This window comes from Dinoroseobacter sp. PD6, assembly GCF_028807315.1.
In the GTDB taxonomy this organism is placed as follows: Bacteria; Pseudomonadota; Alphaproteobacteria; order Rhodobacterales; family Rhodobacteraceae; genus Dinoroseobacter; species Dinoroseobacter shibae.
Map to the genome: position 1 here is coordinate 84,537 of NZ_JARAMN010000012.1, position 18,785 is coordinate 103,321.

The 18,785-nt window shown below is 61.5% G+C and carries 24 protein-coding genes; 17 read left to right on the forward strand and 7 right to left on the reverse strand.

Features of this window, described 5'->3' with window-relative positions; translation table 11 throughout:
• Positions 1 to 144: 144 nt before the first annotated feature.
• The 4 genes from PVW48_RS17605 to PVW48_RS17620 are packed head-to-tail and all read left to right on the forward strand — an operon-like array spanning position 145 to position 2,655.
• Positions 145 to 531: a DUF6010 family protein gene (locus PVW48_RS17605; RefSeq protein ID WP_244525680.1), complete on the forward strand. Its 387-nt coding sequence runs from the start codon at positions 145 to 147 to the stop codon at positions 529 to 531.
• 3 nt (positions 532 to 534) lie between these two features.
• Positions 535 to 1,194, forward strand: coding sequence for a TVP38/TMEM64 family protein (locus PVW48_RS17610; protein ID WP_093454953.1), 660 nt, complete (start codon positions 535 to 537; stop codon positions 1,192 to 1,194).
• A gap of 1 nt (position 1,195) precedes the next feature.
• Positions 1,196 to 2,209, forward strand: a complete 1,014-nt coding sequence (locus PVW48_RS17615) for a cation diffusion facilitator family transporter (RefSeq protein ID WP_244525679.1) — start codon at positions 1,196 to 1,198, stop codon at positions 2,207 to 2,209.
• A complete protein-coding gene (locus PVW48_RS17620) occupies positions 2,206 to 2,655 on the forward strand; it encodes a DUF411 domain-containing protein (RefSeq protein ID WP_093454954.1) in 450 nt (149 codons plus the stop codon). The genes PVW48_RS17615 and PVW48_RS17620 overlap by 4 nt, the downstream gene beginning before the upstream one ends.
• Here the strand turns inward: PVW48_RS17620 and PVW48_RS17625 are convergent.
• Positions 2,652 to 3,215, reverse strand: coding sequence for a Crp/Fnr family transcriptional regulator (locus PVW48_RS17625; protein ID WP_093454955.1), 564 nt, complete (start codon positions 3,213 to 3,215; stop codon positions 2,652 to 2,654). The genes PVW48_RS17620 and PVW48_RS17625 overlap by 4 nt on opposite strands.
• A 76-nt stretch (positions 3,216 to 3,291) precedes the next feature.
• Between PVW48_RS17625 and PVW48_RS17630 the strand changes: the two genes are divergently transcribed.
• Together PVW48_RS17630 and petA are read left to right on the forward strand one after the other, a co-directional pair.
• A complete protein-coding gene (locus PVW48_RS17630; RefSeq protein ID WP_093454956.1) occupies positions 3,292 to 3,816 on the forward strand; it encodes a hypothetical protein in 525 nt (174 codons plus the stop codon).
• A gap of 108 nt (positions 3,817 to 3,924) precedes the next feature.
• The gene (gene petA, locus PVW48_RS17635) at positions 3,925 to 4,482 is read left to right on the forward strand and encodes a ubiquinol-cytochrome c reductase iron-sulfur subunit (protein ID WP_093454957.1); all 558 of its coding nucleotides are present in this window, start codon (positions 3,925 to 3,927) and stop codon (positions 4,480 to 4,482) included.
• Between the two features lie 361 nt (positions 4,483 to 4,843).
• On the opposite strand, the gene PVW48_RS17640 is transcribed toward petA, so the two are convergent.
• From PVW48_RS17640 to PVW48_RS17655, 4 genes are all read right to left on the reverse strand, one after another.
• The gene (locus PVW48_RS17640) at positions 4,844 to 5,761 is read right to left on the reverse strand and encodes a cation diffusion facilitator family transporter (protein WP_093454958.1); all 918 of its coding nucleotides are present in this window, start codon (positions 5,759 to 5,761) and stop codon (positions 4,844 to 4,846) included.
• On the reverse strand, positions 5,751 to 6,506 hold the full coding sequence (locus tag PVW48_RS17645; protein WP_093454970.1) for a transglutaminase-like domain-containing protein: 756 nt from the start codon (positions 6,504 to 6,506) through the stop codon (positions 5,751 to 5,753). The genes PVW48_RS17640 and PVW48_RS17645 overlap by 11 nt, the downstream gene beginning before the upstream one ends.
• A 95-nt stretch (positions 6,507 to 6,601) precedes the next feature.
• Entirely contained in the window at positions 6,602 to 7,180 is a 579-nt protein-coding gene (locus PVW48_RS17650; RefSeq protein ID WP_274582271.1) for a cation transporter, read from the reverse strand.
• Positions 7,181 to 7,283: 103 nt separating this feature from the next.
• Positions 7,284 to 7,712 carry a MerR family transcriptional regulator gene (locus PVW48_RS17655; RefSeq protein ID WP_093454971.1) on the reverse strand — a complete coding sequence of 143 codons (429 nt, stop codon included), beginning with the start codon at positions 7,710 to 7,712 and terminating at the stop codon, positions 7,284 to 7,286.
• Positions 7,713 to 7,919: 207 nt separating this feature from the next.
• Here PVW48_RS17655 and PVW48_RS17660 point away from each other — a divergent pair, with 207 nt between their 5' ends.
• From PVW48_RS17660 to lnt, 10 genes are read left to right on the forward strand one after another with little or no spacing between them, the layout of a single operon-like run.
• Positions 7,920 to 8,486: an SCO family protein gene (locus PVW48_RS17660; protein ID WP_093454960.1), complete on the forward strand. Its 567-nt coding sequence runs from the start codon at positions 7,920 to 7,922 to the stop codon at positions 8,484 to 8,486.
• A 5-nt stretch (positions 8,487 to 8,491) separates the two neighbouring features.
• Positions 8,492 to 8,914, forward strand: a complete 423-nt coding sequence (locus PVW48_RS17665) for a disulfide bond formation protein B (RefSeq protein WP_093454961.1) — start codon at positions 8,492 to 8,494, stop codon at positions 8,912 to 8,914.
• The gene (locus tag PVW48_RS17670; RefSeq protein WP_093454962.1) at positions 8,911 to 9,570 is read left to right on the forward strand and encodes a DsbA family protein; all 660 of its coding nucleotides are present in this window, start codon (positions 8,911 to 8,913) and stop codon (positions 9,568 to 9,570) included. The genes PVW48_RS17665 and PVW48_RS17670 overlap by 4 nt, the downstream gene beginning before the upstream one ends.
• A 23-nt stretch (positions 9,571 to 9,593) precedes the next feature.
• The gene (locus PVW48_RS17675) at positions 9,594 to 10,061 is read left to right on the forward strand and encodes a copper chaperone PCu(A)C (protein ID WP_093454963.1); all 468 of its coding nucleotides are present in this window, start codon (positions 9,594 to 9,596) and stop codon (positions 10,059 to 10,061) included.
• Positions 10,061 to 10,687, forward strand: coding sequence for an SCO family protein (locus tag PVW48_RS17680; protein ID WP_274582272.1), 627 nt, complete (start codon positions 10,061 to 10,063; stop codon positions 10,685 to 10,687). The genes PVW48_RS17675 and PVW48_RS17680 overlap by 1 nt, the downstream gene beginning before the upstream one ends.
• Positions 10,684 to 12,057: a M23 family metallopeptidase gene (locus tag PVW48_RS17685; protein WP_274582273.1), complete on the forward strand. Its 1,374-nt coding sequence runs from the start codon at positions 10,684 to 10,686 to the stop codon at positions 12,055 to 12,057. The genes PVW48_RS17680 and PVW48_RS17685 overlap by 4 nt, the downstream gene beginning before the upstream one ends.
• A gap of 3 nt (positions 12,058 to 12,060) precedes the next feature.
• Positions 12,061 to 12,516 (forward strand): DUF411 domain-containing protein, encoded by a 456-nt coding sequence (locus tag PVW48_RS17690; RefSeq protein WP_274582274.1) that lies wholly within the window; start codon positions 12,061 to 12,063, stop codon positions 12,514 to 12,516.
• Positions 12,517 to 12,528: 12 nt separating this feature from the next.
• Positions 12,529 to 13,311, forward strand: coding sequence for a ZIP family metal transporter (locus PVW48_RS17695; RefSeq protein WP_274582275.1), 783 nt, complete (start codon positions 12,529 to 12,531; stop codon positions 13,309 to 13,311).
• A gap of 28 nt (positions 13,312 to 13,339) precedes the next feature.
• On the forward strand, positions 13,340 to 13,798 hold the full coding sequence (lspA, locus tag PVW48_RS17700) for a signal peptidase II (RefSeq protein WP_274582276.1): 459 nt from the start codon (positions 13,340 to 13,342) through the stop codon (positions 13,796 to 13,798).
• On the forward strand, positions 13,765 to 15,342 hold the full coding sequence (gene lnt, locus PVW48_RS17705) for an apolipoprotein N-acyltransferase (protein ID WP_274582277.1): 1,578 nt from the start codon (positions 13,765 to 13,767) through the stop codon (positions 15,340 to 15,342). Before lspA ends, lnt begins: the two co-directional genes overlap by 34 nt.
• A 9-nt stretch (positions 15,343 to 15,351) precedes the next feature.
• Here lnt and PVW48_RS17710 read toward each other — a convergent pair whose 3' ends face one another.
• Together PVW48_RS17710 and PVW48_RS17715 are read right to left on the reverse strand one after the other, a co-directional pair.
• Positions 15,352 to 15,864: a L,D-transpeptidase family protein gene (locus PVW48_RS17710; protein WP_274582278.1), complete on the reverse strand. Its 513-nt coding sequence runs from the start codon at positions 15,862 to 15,864 to the stop codon at positions 15,352 to 15,354.
• 63 nt (positions 15,865 to 15,927) lie between these two features.
• On the reverse strand, positions 15,928 to 18,282 hold the full coding sequence (locus tag PVW48_RS17715) for a heavy metal translocating P-type ATPase (protein WP_274582279.1): 2,355 nt from the start codon (positions 18,280 to 18,282) through the stop codon (positions 15,928 to 15,930).
• Positions 18,283 to 18,463: 181 nt separating this feature from the next.
• On the opposite strand from PVW48_RS17715, the gene PVW48_RS17720 reads away from it, so the two are divergent.
• Positions 18,464 to 18,748, forward strand: coding sequence for a hypothetical protein (locus tag PVW48_RS17720; RefSeq protein WP_093454916.1), 285 nt, complete (start codon positions 18,464 to 18,466; stop codon positions 18,746 to 18,748).
• Positions 18,749 to 18,785: the final 37 nt, after the last annotated feature.

An 18,785-nucleotide genomic window follows, 5' to 3' on the forward strand; every position in this document is an offset into this window, starting at 1 on the left:
CCCGCACCTCGTTTGTCGCAATATGTATCAATCGACCTGACATGTCTTGACCCTCCAGCTGCTGGAAGCCCCATCTGACGCGGCATGACAGGCGCAAGACCAGACATATCGGGGCAACATCCCGCCCAATCAGTGCACCGGACCATGGCGGCGCCCGCGTGGATCGGATTTGCGCTTTTTGTGGTCACAATGCCCGCCCACCTCCTCCTGGAACAGGCAGACTCGCTTGCCTTGGCAGCGGTCACACTGGCCCTGATCGGCGGGGCCTATATCGGGTTCGGTGCCGCCGATGGCCGTCGCTCCGTGTTCTGGTCTGAGCTGGCGGTTGCTCTCGTCTTTGGTGCGGCGGCCGTAGCGGGTCTCCTTTGGCATTGGGCAGCCTTGCCTCTGGGTCTCGCGCTCCATGCGCTGTGGGATCTTGCCCATCACAATGCGGTCCGGCTTGCCCGGGTCCCACACTGGTACATCCCGTTTTGCGTCGTCTTTGACCTGATGGCGGCAGCCTTTCTTGTGCTGCTTTATACGAGGTAGGCCATGGTGCGTGTCGTTGTTCTTGTCCTTCTGGGGCTCTTGCTTCTCGTCCTGGCGCGTCCGGACCTTGCGGGGCTCGATGCCGATCTGCCGGAGCGCGACGACCTGCGCCTTTGGATCGAGGCAGCTGGTCTTCTTGGTCCGCTTCTGGTCGTGGCGCTGATGACGCTGGCGATCGTGGCCAGTCCCCTGCCCTCGGCGCCGATCGCGCTGGCTGCCGGGGCCGCCTATGGTCACACCTACGGAACACTGCTTGTCGTGCTCGGCGCGGAGATCGGCGCGCTTGCTGCGTTTCTACTCGCGCGCGGGCTGGGGCGCTCTTTCGTGGAACGCCATGTCGGCGAGACGATCGGGCGTGGACTTCTGGGGTCACAGAATACACTGACGTTTCTGGTGTTCGGAAGCCGACTGCTGCCGTTCCTGTCCTTCGACATGGTCAGCTACGCTGCAGGATTGAGCGTCTTGCACCTTTGGCGGTTTGCCCTGGCGACCCTCGCGGGGATCATTCCGGCCAGCTTCTTGCTCGCCCATCTCGGCAGCGAAGCCATGAATGGGGACGTGCAAACCGCCACCTGGACGGCGCTGGCGCTTGGCGCATTTACCGCCGCGTCCGTCCTCTTTGCGGTATGGCGTGACCGCCGCACGCCGAAAAAGGAGATCTGACATGGCCACTCATTCACATGCGGGACATATGCCGTCGTCGGGAAAAGCTCTGGTCATATCTGCCTGGCTGACCGGCATCTACTTCGTGATCGAACTGGCCGTCGGGCTCTGGACCGGCTCGATCGCGGTGCTGTCAGATGCGTTTCACACGTTGTCCGCCGTCGGGGGCGTGCTCGTCGCCATCATTGCGCAGCGGATCGCGCGCCGCCCGGCGGATATGGCGCGCAGTTACGGGTGGTATCGCGCAGAGATCATTGGCGCGCTCGTGAATGGCGGCTTTCTTCTCGGCATGGCGCTTCTGGTGATCTGGATGGGGGCGATGCGGCTCGGAAATCCGATCCATCTGCCCACGGGACCGATGCTCTGGGTGGCCTTCGGTGGCTTGGTCACCGAGGTGATCTCGCTCGGCCTGATGTGGAAATCCAGCCAGGATGATCTGAATGCCCGCGGGGCCCTCTGGCACATCATCCAGACCTTCGTCGGCAGCCTGTTGATCATCGTGACCGCGCTCGTCATCGAGTTCACCGGCTTTCTGGCGATCGATCCGATCCTTGGTATGGCCTTCGGGGTCGTGCTCCTCTGGGCCTCGATCGGAGTTATCCGCGAGGCGGTGCATATTCTGTTGGAAGGGACCCCGGAAGAAACTGATCTCTCGGCCGTGACCGCTGATCTGCGCGCGCAGGACGGCGTTCTCGATGTCCACCATGTCCACGCCTGGACCCTGACCAGCGGCAAGCACGCCTTCTCGGCCCATCTGCGCCATGCAGAACCTGCCGATGCCGCGCGCATCCTTGAGACCGCCTATACGCACCTTACCAAGCATCACCGGTTTCACATGGTGACCCTGCAGCTTGAAACGGACTGCCTCGACGAGCGCCACGCGGACGATTTGGACGTCACGCAATCGATGGGGCCGCAGGCAGAGCTTCATGAACCACCTGCGCACCGCGATCACCTCGACAGTGCCGCTCCGGATGCTAATCTCGAACGCAATTCAAAAGGAAACGACACATGAAACGACGTAGCTTTCTGCTGACCGGCGCTGCCGCCACAATCGCGCTCCCGGCCATGGCTGATGCCGGGCCCATCATCAAGGTTGTCAAAACCCCGACCTGCGGATGCTGCACGGCCTGGGTCGATCATGTCCGGCAAGCCGGATTTCTGGTCGAGGCCCAGGATGTCGATCAGGACGCCCTCTATGCGCTGAAAGACAGGCTCCGGATCGCGCCGGAACTGGCCGGTTGCCACACCGCCGTGGTGGGCGATTATTTCATTGAGGGCCATGTGCCGGCTGAGGACATCGCCCGGCTTCTTTCAGAGCAACCGGCGGCGCGCGGGCTGAGTGTACCGGGTATGCCGATGAGTTCCCCCGGCATGGGCGGTCCCGGTGCCGGCGATACGTTTGATACGCTGCTTGTCGGGCCTGATGGCGCGACATCGGTCTTTGCCAGTCATAGCTAGGCCAATCGGTAGGTCCCACGGGACGGGTTTGTAACCCGGCCCGCTTCGACAAGCGCCCGCAGCGCACGGTAGGTCGCCTCATGCGTCAGCTGGAGGCGCGCGGCAAAGTCGACGACGGTGCCATCCAGAAGACCCGCAACGATCCCCGCCATCACCCGATCCTCGGCGCGTCGGATGCCGACAATTCCCATGATCTGCCGGTGCGCCTGAACCTGTTGGGCCGCATGGCGTCCATAGGCCCGCGCAAAATCCGGGTTCGCGAAGGCGGCGAGAACCGCGGACTTGTCGATCCGGACCAACTCACCTGCATCCATCACGATGGCATCGCAATGATAGCGCTCCGAAAAGACCGAGGCTTCGGCAAAGCTGGTCCCGGATGTCGCCCGGTGAATGATGAGCCGCTCGCCATTCGGACCAACCCGTTCGAGATGCACACGCCCGGTTATCAGCACATAGAGGCCCAGGGTCCTTGCACCCTGTCGGAAGAGCACGTCGCCAGCCGCAATTGTGTGCGACTGACGCGCAGTTGTCGGGAGAAGGTCGTAGGGCTCTGGCAGCATATGATTGAAATCATATTCCAGAGCAGGCCTGCGTGCTACGAAAAACGGGTATCGTGCCGTTCAAAAGGATCCCCCCATGCGCCTTGTTGCTCTCCTGCTTGCCCTGTCATTTTCTGGACCCGTCGCGGCCCAGCACAGCCATTCCGCGACCGGGCATGCGATGCCGGGTCCGCAGGAAACCGGGCAATCTGCCTTTGCCGCCATGGCCGAGATCGTGGCGCTCCTACGCGCCGATCCCGCTACCGATTGGGCAAATGTCGATATCGCGGCCCTGAGGCGACATCTGGTGGACATGGAGCTTGTGACGATGGAGGCCGAGGTTACCCGCAGTGTGCGGCCCGCCGGTATCCGGTTCGAAATCCGCGGAGCACCGCGCGTTCTCGAGGCCATTCGCGCCATGGTGCCTGCCCATGCGCCGTTCCTGGCTGCCGAGACGGGTTGGGAGGTCACGACAGAGGATCTCGGGGATGGTGTTGCCCTCCTCGTCGATGGCGATTCCGACCAGATACAGGGTCTTGGGTTCTTCGGGCTGATGACCATCGGCGCGCATCACCAGGAGCATCACCTCATGGTGGCAAAAGGCGAACCGCCCCACCATTGAGCTGAAGATCCGCCACAGTTTCCCTCCGCCAGCCCCCGGGTTGCAGACAAAACATTACAAAACCCGCGTTGACGTTCCGGGGCGGGAAGGTTGCACACTCGCTGTGCTATGGATGCCACCGACGACACTGAACGCAGGGATTTCCTGTATTATGCCACTGCTGGCGCGGGCGTGGTCGCGTCCGGTGCGGCGCTCTGGCCGCTGATCAATCAAATGAACCCATCGGCGGATGTGCGCGCCCTGGCGACGATCTCGGTGGATATCTCCGGGCTCGCGGAAGGCACCCAACTGACCGTCAATTGGCGCGGAAAGCCCGTCTTCATTCGCCACCGGACGCAAGCGGAGATGGCCCAGGCGCGTGAAGAGGCGGTCTCCACCTTGCCGGACACCGATGCGCGCAATCCCAATCTTCCCGGCGAGGCCACAGCGCAGGATGAGAACCGGGCCATTCCGGGCCATGACGCCTATCTGGTGATGATCGGTGTCTGCACGCATTTGGGATGTGTCCCGCTTGGCGATGGCGCGGGCGATTTTGGAGGGTGGTTCTGTCCCTGCCACGGGTCGCACTACGATACCGCGGGTCGTATTCGCAAAGGGCCTGCGCCGGAGAACCTACACATTCCACCCCTGGCCTTGTCCGACAACATGGTGCTGACGCTAGGCTGAATAATATGAACTTTTTGACGTAGTCGCGCCGTGTGAAACCAGACCATATTCAGACGCCTTCCGATCACCATGGATTGCGTCGCACCACATCCGAATTATTCTTTGCCCGGATATTTCGCGAAGTGGGGCTCTGGCTTCCATCCAAGCGAGGTTGCGGTTGACGGGTGCGCGCCTGTTGCCCGAAGCGATCATCGCTCCAAACACGGCCAATGTGAGTCCCCATGTGAAGTTTGGAATGACTGATCTTTCGCTGTTCGGAGACCAAATGTGCCTAGATGGGTGGAAGATTGGGCAAAGAAGCGCGCTAATCAATACCAGACCGGACAGGAGGCCAATGACCATTAGATGCTTTGAACCACCGTCATGAGCGGTGTCCGAACACCTGTGCCTCTTTATGCGCATTGTCGCTCGCTTCAAACTCAAGCGTGGAATGCTCAATTGAAAAACGTTCATGCAGCACTGATTTGACGTTTTCTTTAATTTTGTCGGCCTCACTCATCCGGTCGCGTTCGACGACAATATGGCAGTCCAATGCCGCAGCGTGCTCCTGCATTTGCCACAGGTGGACATGATGCACGTCCACAACGCCATCGACACACTGGATCGCTCTGACCACGTCGTTTCCATCCACATCCGGCGGGCTTCCAAGCATCAGGGTTCGAATTGGGCCCCCTATTTCGGTGAAGGACAAATACAGGATGTAGAGCGCGATGCCGATGGTGATGGCCGGATCAACCCAACGCATTTCATAGAGTATAATGAGCGTCCCGCCGACTATGACGGCCACTGAAGCCAACGCATCCGAAAGGTTGTGGAGAAAAAGCGCACGGATGTTCACGCTCCCCTTCTGCATCGAATAGGTCAGCATTGCGGTCAGCGTGTCGACCACAAGCGCGATTCCACCGAGAATGACGACGGTCCACCCCATGACTTCGGGTGGATCAATCATGCGCATGCCACCTTCGTAGATCAGATAGAAGCCGATCACGATGAGGGTGGTGTAGTTGATCAGGGCCGCGACGATTTCGACCCGACCATAGCCGAAGGTCATACGCTCATCGGCTGGGCGGCGCGCGATCTTGCGTGCGGCAAAGGCAATGACAAGCGAGGCCATATCGGAAAAGTTGTGCAGCGCATCGGCGATCAGTGCCAGGCTGCCCGACAATATGCCCCCGACGATTTGCGCAACGGTAAGAAGCCCGTTCGCCCAGATCGCGATGGCAACCCGCCGATCGCCAGAATCCGGATCGATATGCGCGTGCCCGTGGTCATGTGGCATTGGCAGGCTCCTCATGCGCGTGTGTCGCGCGTCGGTCAGTCTTCAGGCGGCCGCTGCGGAAACCACGTACGCGCGCATTCATCCAGTGGCGTATGATATGACGGTATAAGGCACCACGCAGCCATCCAAAGGATTGCTCATGGGACAAATAGAAGGCGTCCGGCGTATCAAACACGCCGAAATCCTGCACGATGCCGGTTTTCTGAATGTAGGTATCTTCTCCGTTCCAGGCGACGGGAGGCGCGCCAAGGCAATCCGTGCCCGCGCCATAACCGCAGAGACTGTCCGTGTCCGAGAAAGACGTTTGCAGGACTTTGAGGAAAGCGTCATCCAGGATGAAGCCTTCAAGGTTGATCCAGGCACCTTGAAATTCGATCTCGACCCATGAGTGGAGAATTTCCTGCGGAGCAAGCGGATACACCAGCTCAGGTACAACACCGCGCTGCAAGCCTTTATGGATCGTAAACCCATGCAACCGGCAACGAATGCCGACACCACGCAGCAGCGCCATCAAGAGCGTGCCTTTGGTATTGCACTGCCCATAGCCGTCGGAAAGCACTTCGGATGCGGGGATGTCGTCAGCTCGATTGTATCCGAACGCGATTTCATTCCGAACGAAATCATAGGCAGCTCCGATCCGATCGTATTCGGATAAGCCGCGCCAGCTGCGGTTCTCAATTAGACGCGCAAGAGGCGCGGCATCAAAATCCAGTAGTTTGGTGGGTACAAGTAGGGGGTCGGTCATCTGCAACGGGTCGCTCCTCGAATCGTCTTGGAACAAGACTAATTGCTATAGTCACTGTAGCTTCAATCCTTTCTTTCAGAAAGAATCTCCCGCAACTATTTGTCCGTGTGAACCGCTTTGTGGTGTTCGCCGTGTGCATCGCGCAGGATGTCGATACCGCCCCACGCCGCGATCCCGGCCACGACCACACCCACGACTAGGTCCGGCCAGTTCGTTCCCAGCCAGGCGACGAGACCGCCAGCCACGACGATCCCGAGGTTTGCGGCGAAGTCGTTCCAGCTGAAGGTGTTCGCCGCGCGGATGTTGACGTCCGGTTCGCGAAGTCGGGCGAGCAACCAGACGCAGACCGCGTTGATCGCCGCGGCGATCAGGGCCATGGTGATCATGATCGTCCCGAGCGGATCCGACCCGCCGACATAGCGCCGCCACGCATCGTAGAGGATGCCTGCAGCGAACAGGATCAGCAGCCCACCGGAGATGTTCGCCGCCCCGCGTTTCCATTTGTCGGATCGGGACAAAGCGAAAAGGCTGATCGCGTAGACGAAGCTGTCGGAAAGGTTATCGAGCCCGTTGGCGATCAGGGCACTTGAGTCGCCGAAGGCGCCTGTTGCGAAAAAGGCCACGGCCAAACCGATATTGAGCGCCAGAACGATCCAAAGCGTCCGTCTCTCCATTGAATCTTGTCTAGCGGCCATTTTGTGGTTCCAGCTTGTGTTGTAGGACACATTAACTTCTGCGGCTGATCTGCGTTCCAGCCGGAATGTTGGCTGAATTCCTTCAGGCCCCGATTTCCTCGTGCTCGGTCAAGCATTCCGAATGGTCCCGCAACACCTCAAGCACCTTGCAATCTCCCGTCCGCCCGCCGCTGCATTCGTGAACCATGCGTTTCAGTTCCGTGCGCAGCGCCTTCAGGCGGTCCATGCGCTGCTCCACCTGTTTGAGCTGGCGACGCGCGATGGCATCTGCCTCGTCGCAGGGGCGGTTGGGATGGTCGCTGAGGTCGAGCAGCTCGCGGATCGCATCGAGCGAAAAACCGAGTTGCCGCGAATGGCGGATGAAGGACAGTCGGTCGAGCTGTGCATTGTCGTAGCGCCTCTGTCCGCCTTCGGTCCTGCCAGGTTCGGGCATGAGTCCGATCTGTTCGTAGTACCGGATGGTCTGCACTTTTGTGCCAGTCTTCTTTGACAGAGTACCGATCGTGAGCATTTTCGCCTCCATGAAAAAGATACAGTTTGTGTAGGTTTTGCCGTCGGAATAAACAAGTGTCGGATTCACAGACGCGTGAGTTCAAGCTATACCATGATTTCGTGCTTGAACCTCTAGCAGCTAGAGGATGTATCCGCACAGGCAATAAGAATCAAAATCAGGCGAACAGGATTGTCCCTTACATCGGCACAGAAGTTTCTTTGGGTTTTGGCAGGCGTGGCAGCGCTTGCCTTCGTATGGCTTTTGCTATGGTCCGATTATCGTGCCGATAGCGCCCGAACCGACGCCGAACCGCCTTTTTTCGCTGAGTTCGAACTGACGGACCACCAGGGTATGGTTCGAACCGAGGAGGACTTTGCGGGGCGCTGGATGCTGGTTTTTTTCGGCTTTACCAACTGCCCCGACGTCTGCCCGACGACCCTATCCGAGGTCGCGGCGGTGATGGACAGTCTGGGCGACGATGCCGCCAAGGTCCAGCCGATTTTCATAACAATCGACCCTGAACGAGACACGCCCGCAGCACTCGCCGAATACGTCCCGCTGTTCGATGCGGGCATCATCGGGCTGACCGGCACGCCGGAACAGATCGCCGCTACATCCGAGACCTTTCCGATCTTCTTCGAACGCGTCGAAGAGGCTGCGGCGCCGGATGGTTACACGATGGGCCACACGTCGCATCTGTTCCTCTTCGATCCCGACGCGGGCTTCGCCGACTCGTGGCCCTACGGCACCTCCGCCGAAGAGATCCTCGCCGATCTGGAAGAGAGGATCTGACCGACATGATCCGTATGTCCGGAGAAACAGCCCTCGGGCTGGCGTGGATCATCGCGCTCGTCGCCTCGCTTGCCGTGCTTTTCATCGGCGAGGTGCTGGGGCAGACGCCCTGTGTGCTATGCTGGTTCCAGCGCGCCTTCATGTTCCCCTTGGCCATTGTCCTCGGGCTCGGCCTTTGGTGGCGGGACGGCCGCGTGGGGCGCTACGGCATCGCATTGGCGCTTGGCGGCGGCGCAATCGCCCTGTGGCACATGGGGCTGTACGTCGGTCTTGTTCCCGAACGCATCCAGCCCTGCACGGCCACCGGCCCCTCTTGCACCGATGACAACCAACTGGTCTTCGGCATCCCTATCCCGCTGATGGCGCTCGCCGCCTTCGCGCTGATCGGGGCGCTGTCGGCCCTTTCATTGAAGGACACACGAACATGAACCGACGCGGCCTGATCCTGTCCGTTCTCGCCCTCGGCGTCGCCGGTTTCGGCGGAGCCACCTGGTTTGCAACCCGCCCCGGCCCGGTGGCCGAAGCGGAGCCTGTTGCTCCGGAACTTGCTGAGGCGATGATCCGCCCCTACTCGCCCATCCTCGGACCTGCGGAGGCGCCCGTCACGATCGTCGAATTCTTCGATCCGGCCTGCGAGGCCTGTCGCGCCTTTCATCCCATCGTGAAGGACATCATGGCCGAGCATGGGGATGCTGTCCGCGTCGTGATCCGCTACACGCCCTTCCACGGCGCGGCATCCGAGGAAGCGATCCGCGTGCTCGAGGCGGCGCGCATGCAGGACGTTTACGTGCCGGTGCTTGAGGCCGTTCTGCGGGAACAGCCGAGATGGGCTTCGCACGGTGCCCCGGCGCCTGGCCTGATCCTTCAGATCGCCACCACGGCCGGACTCGATGCCGAGGCCGCGCGCACGCAAATGCTGGCGCCCGATGTCGTGGCGATCCTGAATCAGGATCGTGCCGACGTCGAGACCGTGGGAATTCGCCAGACGCCCACATTCTTCGTGAACGGCAAGCCGCTCGATCCATTCGGAGAGGCAGAATTGCGTCGTCTGGTGGCTGCCGAAGTCGCTGCCGCGCAAAGCTGAATGGAAAAGGCAGGATCAGAACGATGAAAAAGTATATTTTGACCAGCACACTGGCCGCGCTTTTGACCCTTGGAGGGCTCTCGGTGCCCGCGCTGGCCGGACCCGAGGATGTTGTCGTCGAGAACGCGTGGTCCCGCGCCTCCATCGGGATGAACCGTCCCGGGGCCGCCTACATGAAGATCCGCAACACTGGCGACGAGCCTGTGACGCTGATCGGTCTTACAACACCGCTCGCGATGATGCCCGAAATTCACGAGACGAAGACAAATGCCGAAGGTGTGAGTTCCATGAGCCCGGCGGGGGAGATCGCGATCGCCCCGGGCGAGAGCGTCGCGCTCGAACCGGGGGGCCTGCACGCAATGCTGATGCGGCTACAAGAACCGATGACGGAAGGGGACACCTTTCCGCTGACCCTGCTTTTCGACGACGGAGGCGAAATGACGGTCGAGGTGCCGATCCTCGGAATCGCCGCGCGGGGGCCAGAGGACTGATGCGGCGACGAGCGATCCTGGGGTACGGCGCGGCTGGTGTCGGGGCGGTCGCCCTGATGCTCTTCGTCGGTTGGTGGCAGGTCGATGGACCCGGTGGACCCGAACCTGTCGGGCAGCGGCCTGTGGCTCTGACCGAGATGGATTTCCGTCTGACGGATCATGAGGGCAACGCGGTCGGGCCAGAAACCCTGATCGGCCGCCCGACGATGGCGTTCTTCGGCTTCACCTACTGCCCCGATGTCTGCCCGACCACGCTCTCTGACATTTCGGGATGGCTCGACGATCTGGGAGACGAGGCCCACGAGATGAACGTGGCTTTCATCACGGTCGATCCCGAGCGCGACACTGTCGAAACGATGGCCGAATATGTCGGCTACTTCCATCCGGCGATCCGCGGCTGGACGGGGCCCGAGGAGCAGATAGCGCGCGTCGCGGACGGCTTCCGTGCCACCTACGAGCGGGTGCCGACGGAGAGCGGCGATTACACGATGAACCACACCGCGAGCGTCTTCCTGTTCGCAGCCTCTGGGCGGTTCGTCACCATGATCGACTATCACGAACCCAGAGAGTTCGCGGTGCCGAAGATCCGCCGCGCGCTGGAAAAAGAAATGGAGGGGGCGACATGAGGCTCAGAACTTTGGCGGCTTGTGTCGCAATTGCGGGGACGGTTTCGGGAGCGGCTATCGCCATCTCTGATTTCATGTCGAAAGAACCCGTGCCGCCGGAACTTGCCCAGGCAAGTAGCTGGATGCCACAACGTCCTGAAGTCCCCCAGAACGTTGACATTCCCGTGACGCTGCCCGCGGCGGCATGGGCAGACGATGCACACAATCTCAGCCCGCTGCCCCTTCTGCAGGTCGCTGTTGCCGACAGGCCGGTGCAAGCGATCGAGCCACCCCTGTCGACGTGGTCGCGCGACATTGCTCCGGGCGAAACGCTCGATTTCTTGCTGTCAGAGGCCGGTCTTGCGGCACCTGACAGAGCCGAAGTTGCCCTCGCGCTTGGTGCGGAATACGATCTGCGACGGCTGCGGCCGGGGCACTCGGTCACTGTCGCTTCGACCGTGGACGGCAGCCCCCGCACCGTCTCACTCGCCGTCGAGGACGGGGTTCGGATCGAGGTGGTTTTCGGCGAGCAGATGTCCACGCAGGTCGTGGCTCCGGATCCGGAAATCGTAACCCTTGCCGGCGAAGCCATGATCGACAGCTCGATCTTCGCGGCACTCGACGAAGCCGGCATACCCGCCCGTTTTTCCGTGGACCTTGCGCAGATGCTGGGTGGGACCGTGGATTTCCGCCGCGAGATGGCCGGCGGCGAAACACTAAGGCTTCTCTGGCGTGAGGCGCGGGTCGGCGAGGACAGGATCGGACAGCCCGAACTCGCCTTCGCCGCACTGGAGATCGGCGGTTCGCTCTACGAGATCGTATGGCCTGACGACGGCAGCGGTCAGGCGACGATCTACGTCGATGGCGAGGTGCTGCGCGTCTTCGCACAGCCGGTCGAGGGTGCGCGCCTCAGCTCGGTGTTCGGGCGCCGCACGCATCCGGTCTTTGGCAACGTCCGGATGCACACCGGCGTCGATTTTGCAGCGGCACGTGGGACACCGGTTCAAGCGACGGCACCGGGGCGGGTCAATTTCATCGGCTGGCGCGGCGGATATGGTCGCGTGGTCGAAATCTTGCACGGCTCCGACACCATGACGCGCTACGCGCATCTGAGCGCCGTGCCGGAAGACTTGGCACAAGGCCAACGCGTTGCGGCGGGAGACGTGATCGGCCGCGTCGGCGCGACTGGCACGGCGACAGGTCCGAACCTGCACTATGAGGTGCTCGTGGATGGGCGCCCGACTGACCCGCTCTCTGACGACCGGCTCGCCGAAGCGGCCGAGAGCGATGCGGATGATGCCGCCGCGCTCTCGCGTCTGGCCGAGGCGCGGGCGCTTCTGAATGAAAACCTCGGCAGCGAGATTGCCAAAACGACAACCGAAAGGCTCTGACCCATGAAACGTATGACCCAAGCTCTTGCCATCACGCTCGCCCTGTTCCCGGCGGCACAGGCCCTCGCAGAGGCAACGGCGATCGACGTCCGCAAGACGAACGGTTGCGGCTGCTGCCTCTCGTGGATGAACCATCTCGAAGAAAACGGGTTTGCGCCGACGGGCGAGAACATGTTCGGTGGGTTGCTGGTTCGCTTCAAGCTCGACAACGGCGTGCCGCAGCGCATGGTCTCCTGCCACACCGCGCTCATTGATGGCTACGTGATCGAAGGCCATGTCCCAGCCGCTGACATCCGCCGCATTCTCGAGGAGCGCCCGGACGCCGTCGGCCTCGCTGTTCCGGGGATGCCCTATGGCTCGCCCGGCATGGGGCCAGAAGACGACCGCGAGGCCTATGATGTCTTCCTCATCCGCAAGGACGGGTCGACGGAAGTCTTTTCGAGCTACGCCGAAGGATAATCTGGCCCGCCCATGGAAAATCTGTCTCCGATAGTGCTCGGCTTTCTCGGAAGTCTTGCCGCCGGATCGCTCACAGCAGTCGGAGCAGTTCCCGTGCTGTTCGGGCGCATCCCGTCTCGGGCCACACGCGATCTGTCGCTCGGCTTCGCTGCCGGTGTGATGCTCGCCGCTTCTTTCTTTTCGCTGATCATCCCGGCATTGGATGCGGCAGAACCGATGTTCGAGAACGGCGCGATGCCTGCGGCCATCGTATGCGTTTCGATTCTTCTGGGCATGGGGGCTGTCGCCCTGATGAACGAAAAGCTGCCGCACGAGCACTTCAAGACGGGACGCGAAGGGCCGGAAGCGGCGTCTTTGCGGCGGGTCTGGTTGTTCATCATTGCGATCACGATCCACAACTTCCCCGAAGGCCTTGCCGTGGGGGTCGGCTTCGGATCCGGAGGTATGGAAGGCGGCCTACCGCTCGCCATCGGCATCGGGCTTCAGAATGCGCCCGAAGGATTGGCCGTCGCTGTATCTCTGCTGGGCGAGGGATATCCGAAGCTGCGCGCCTGGGGCATTGCGGCGCTGACGGGCATGGTCGAGCCGATTGGCGGCCTGCTCGGGGCCGGGATCATCACACTGTCGGAACCGCTGCTGCCATGGGGACTGGCCTTTGCCGCGGGCGCAATGCTCTACGTCATCAGCCACGAAATCATCCCCGAAACCCATCGCAGCGGCCATCAGAACAGGGCAACGCTCGGTCTCGCTGTCGGGCTCGTTCTAATGCTGTTTCTCGATGTCTGGTTGGGATGAGGCAATGTCATCATACAAAGTATCTCCGATGATCGGCATATTTGCAGCGCTTGCTGCGTTCGCGATCGATCAGATCACCAAAGCCATTGTCGTTGCGAATGCCGTCACTATTAGCGCTGGGATTTCCGTGTTTCCGGGATTCAACCTCGTCTTTTATCGTAATGACGGCGTGACTTTCGGGATGCTGGGCGGCAGTCCGTGGTGGAGCCTAATCGCTCTCGCTCTTGCCATCTGTGTTTGGCTAGGGGTTATGCTGTTTCGCGCCGAAAATGCGGTCGAAACACTTGCCTATGGCGCGATCATTGGCGGAGCCCTGGGCAATGTCATCGATCGTGTGCGGTATCGGGCTGTAACAGACTTTCTCGATTTCTACATTGGCACAACACATTGGCCTGCCTTCAACTTGGCCGACGTATTTGTCGTCAGTGGCGTGGGGCTCTTGCTCGCCGCGCCATGGATCAGCGCGCGGCGTTCGATCAAGTCGTGAAGCCGGAAATTCTAAACCGCATCGCTCTGCGCCACCGTTTTCTTTCGCGGATGACGCTTGGTTTCGCCGCCGGGGCGCTGACCGTTCTGACTTTCCCGCCTCTTTCGATTCTCCTGCTCGTTCCCGTTGCCTATTCCGCGTTGTTTGTCGGGCTTCGCGATCTCTCCTTCGGGCGCGCTTTCCTCGTCGGCTGGGCGTTTGGTCTCGGCCAGTTCGGTTTCGGGATTTCGTGGATTGCAGAGAGTTTCTACGTCGAGGCCGAGCGGTTCGGGGCGATGGCGATCCCGGCCGTCGCGGGATTGTCCGCAGGTCTCGCGATTTTCCCGGCCATTGCCGCCGCGCTTTTCGCCGAAATCGCGCGGCGCGGAGCCCTGGGTAGTCTCTTGGCTTGCCTCCTGTTCGCGACCTCCTGGACCGCTGCCGAGTGGTTGCGAGGTCACGTTTTGACAGGATTTCCGTGGAACCTCGCCAGCTACGCTCTGGTCGATTACGCCGCTCTTCGCCAGCCCGCCGCCTGGGTCGGAAGCTATGGGTTAAGCTTTCTCACCGTGTTCGTTGCGGTACTCCCCGGCGCGGCTGTCATGGTGTCCGGGCGGCAACGATTGACCGTTTCGCTCATGGCGCTGGCCGGCATCGCGACGATGTGGGCTGTCGGCACGCTTCGCCTCCAGTCGGATGCACAACAGCCACCCACTGTCGACCTGCGCATTGTCCAAGGCAACATTCCACAAGAGGAGAAATGGGCGCCCGAGAATCGCGAGGCGACATTCGCGCGCTATCTTGAGCTTTCAACCCGGCGCGGCGATTTCGACGTTCTTCTCTGGCCGGAAACCGCCTTTCCGGGTTTCCTCGATGAGGATACGGAGGCGCAGGCCCGCATTGCCGCTGCGCTAACGGAAGGCAGCGTGCTGCTCACCGGGGTGCCGGACCGTGTACCGAGCGACGATGGCACCCGATATTTCAACACGGTCCAGGCTTTTGGCGCGACCGGCAGAATCCTGACCGGATACGCGAAACACCATCTCGTACCCTTCGGCGAATATGTGCCATTCCGTGGCTGGTTGCCCATCGAGCGGCTCACGGCGGGCCTGGGCGATTTTACGCCCGGACCGGGCCCGAGAACGCTTGCGCTTCCGGGTGTGCCGCTGGTCGCCGTGGCGATCTGCTATGAGATCATCTTCCCAGGGCATGTGGTCGACGACCTGTTCCGGCCGGACTGGATTTTCAACGCGACAAACGATGCCTGGTTTGGCACCAGCATCGGACCCGAGCAGCATCTGGCTTCCGCACGTACGCGCGCCGTAGAGGAAGGCCTTCCAGTCATCCGAGCCGCGAATACGGGCATCTCTGCGGTCATCGACGCGAGCGGAGAGATCGTTGCGCGGCTCGATACCGGCGAAACGGGCATCATCGACGCTAGCCTGCCCTCCGCGCGACCGCCGACACTCTACGCGAGCTTCGGGGACTGGATGCTGTTGGCGCTCATCTTGGCTTCGTGGAGCTGGGCAATGGCGCCAATGCGACGGCTCACTACCGCCGCATGAGAAAGACCGTCATGCAAAGATGTGGATAGGTGTCCCGTCCTTCACCATTGCATAGATGTCTTCGATCTCCCGATCCGTGACCGCGATGCAGCCAGCTGTCCAGTCGCGGACATTTGTCGGGTCGATGCCGGGGCGTGGGCCACCATGGATGAAGATGTCGCCGCCGGGGGAAAGGCCCTGCGCTTCGGCAAAGGCGATGTCGGCCTCGTTCGGATAAGAGATGCCAACTGAAAGATGATACGTACTTTCAGGGTTGCGCTTATCGACAATGTAGGTGCCCTCCGGGGTCCGGCCGTCTCCCTCGAATTGCTTGTGACCCTCAGGAGCGAAACCCAGCCCGACCGGATAGGTTTGCAATACGCGATCGGCTCCGTCGAGAACAAGCAAGCGCTGTCCCTTGTAAAGCCGAACACGGGTCACCTCGGGTCCGCCATAGCTGCGGAACTTGCTGGCACACCCGGACAGAAACGCTGCCAGCCCGCCCAACAGGACGGCGCGGCGGGGAAATCGGATGGTCTTCACTGCTCGATGCCTCTTTGGTGAGGTCTGATATGGACATCACGTTACTTTGCAAATGCAGCGTGATCAATGTCCGTGGGCAAGCGCGGCCTTTGCCATCTGTGGGCCAACCTGCTCACCGCCGGACGGCGGCGCCTTGGCCTTTTGGCTGTTCAGCAGGCGCAGGGCGTTGGCCACCACCAGCAATGACACTCCTACATCGGCTGCAATAGCGCCCCACATCGATGCCACTCCGAAAGCGGTAGCGACAACGAAGACGCCCTTGGTCGCCAAGGAAATACCGATGTTCTGATGGATAATCGACATTGTCCGGCGCGAATGACCGATCAGCCAAGGCACCTTCCCGAGGTCGTCTGTCATCAGGGCAATATCCGCCGTCTCGATTGCCGCGTCCGAACCAACGGCACCCATTGCGATGGCGTAATGCGCGCGCGCCATGGCCGGGGCGTCGTTGACCCCGTCGCCGATCATGGCCACCATGTCATGCGTTTCGACCAGTTCTTCGATGGCTGTCACCTTGTCTTCGGGCAGAAGCTCGGCACGGACCTCGTCGATGCCGACCTCGGCTGCAACAGCGCGCGCTGTCCGCTCGTTGTCGCCCGTCAGCATAACGATGGTCTTCACGCCCTGCGCGTGGAGCTGTGCCACGATGCCCTTGGCATCGGGGCGGATACGGTCGCGCAATTCCAGGATGCCGGTGACGCCGGTGTCGTCGCCCACGGCAACAAGGGTGCTGCCGGCCCCTTCGATGCGGTCGCGCAGATCCTTCGGAATGGCGTCGCCGAAACCCTTCTCCTCGGCAAACCGGTCGGACCCTAGCCAGATCGACCGGCCGTCTGTGCGTCCTTCAAGTCCCCTACCTGGAACGGTTCGGGTATCTTGCGCGGCGGACACATTGATGCCGTCGGCTTCTGCCCGCGCGAGAATGGCGCGCGCCAAGGGATGCGAGGAACGTGCCTCCAGCCCAGCGGCGAGGGTCATCAGATCTTGCGCCGATGCTTTGCCCAGCGGATGCACCGCCGCCACCTCCGGCTCGCCCATGGTGATCGTGCCGGTCTTGTCCATGGCCAGTGCAGTGGTCTTGCCCGGTGCCTCAACATATGCACCGCCCTTGATCAGCACCCCAGCCCGCGCTGAGGCGGCGAGTGCGGCGACGATGGAGACCGGTGTCGAGATGACCAGAGCACACGGGCAGGCGATCACCAGCAGCACGAGTGCATTGTAGAACCAATAATCCCAGGCCCCACCGAAAATGAGCGGCGGCAGCAGGGCAATTGCAATGGCGAGAGCCATGACGATAGGCGTGTAGATGCGGGCGAACTTCGCCACCCACTGCTCCACCGGCGCGCGGCGGGCATGGGCGTCACCGACCATGCGGATGATCCTGGCCAACACGGTATCCGAGGCGGCCTTCGTAGCGCGCACCGTCAGTGTGCCTTCGCCGTTGATCGTACCGGCATAGACTTCGTCGCCCCGTTCCTTTGGGACCAGCGCACTCTCTCCGGTGATTGGCGCCTGATCGACGGCCCCTGCCCCATCGACAACCTCACCATCCAATGGGATGCGGTCTCCGCCGCGCACGACGAAACGTACGTTGATAGCAACCGCGGAAGCCGGTACGTCCGCTTCCGAACCGTCATCATAAAGAATTCTTGCCGTCGGCGGCGCCAGGTCCAGCAGAGCTGAAACCGCATTCCTCGCACGCCCGACGCTCCAGCTTTCGAGGAAAAGCGAGAGCGAGAAGAAGAACGCAACCGTCGCCGCCTCGAAAAATTCGCCGAGGCCAATTGCACCCGCGACTGCGACGACCATGAGCAGGTTCATGTCGGGCGACAGCCGCCGTGCGGACGACCATGCCTTGGGCGCCACGAGCCAAACACCGAACAGGATCGCAACCGCGAATAACCCTGCCTCGACCAGTGGCATCGGCGCTTCGCCGTGCCCTGCGAAGAGGCCGAGTGCCCCCCCCATGCCGGTCTCGATGATGTGCCACAGAAATCCCGCGGCCCAGAAGCCACCACTGAGCGCCGTAAACAGCCGCTGGCGTGCAAGATGGGCCGCCTGGTCGACCGACGCGTTTTCGGCATCCCAGGGCTTGGCGGTCATGCCGGTGCTTGCGACCAGTTCTGCAATTTCGCCGTCCGATACACTCTTGGCGCTGTCGAGGATAGTCATCCGTCCATTGATCACGTCGAACGCAAGATGTTCGGCCCCGCCGATCTTCGGGCCGACCACCTTGTTTAGGATTGCTACCTCCTCGGCGCAATCGAGGCCGGACACCTGAAAACTGCGCCCGCCCGCTGGCGCGGGGGTCGCCGGAACGATGTCGCCGCACGTTCCGGCGACCCCGCAGCAGCTGCCGCCGCTTGTCTGGGCATCTTCGGCGTGATCGTGGTCGTGACGATGGGTGTCGGACGGCATGAATGGACCTCTGGATTCGGGTGCTTTACCATGACATAGCCCCTACAGTGGCTAGAGCTTCAAGAGCAAAATACGGTGGTATTTCAGATTGTTTTATTGCTACACGGTTTGATGACCGGCTCGTTCACCCCTTGAGGCATGAGAACCGATCGAAGGAAAACCAGAAACGAAAGGAAGCTCGATGCGGGGTTCGATGCTGAAGCAAAAAATGATGGTTGCGACGGCGCTGTCGCTCCTCGCTGGATGCGCCATTGCTCCAAGTGGCAGTAGCGACCCGGCGAATGCGATCGGGAATGTGCCTGAGAGCGTGGTGGCAATGGCGGCGCCCGATCAGAATATATCGACCGCCCGCCTCAGGCCGGAAGACGGCTGCTATTGGTACGAGCACAGCGGCCCGGTGGAGGTGACCTTGCTCCCTCTGCGAACAGCGAACGGCAACCCGATCTGCGCCGCGCGCCCAACCTGAGATCGATCGACGGACCGCAGGCACGTTGGCCGACCGA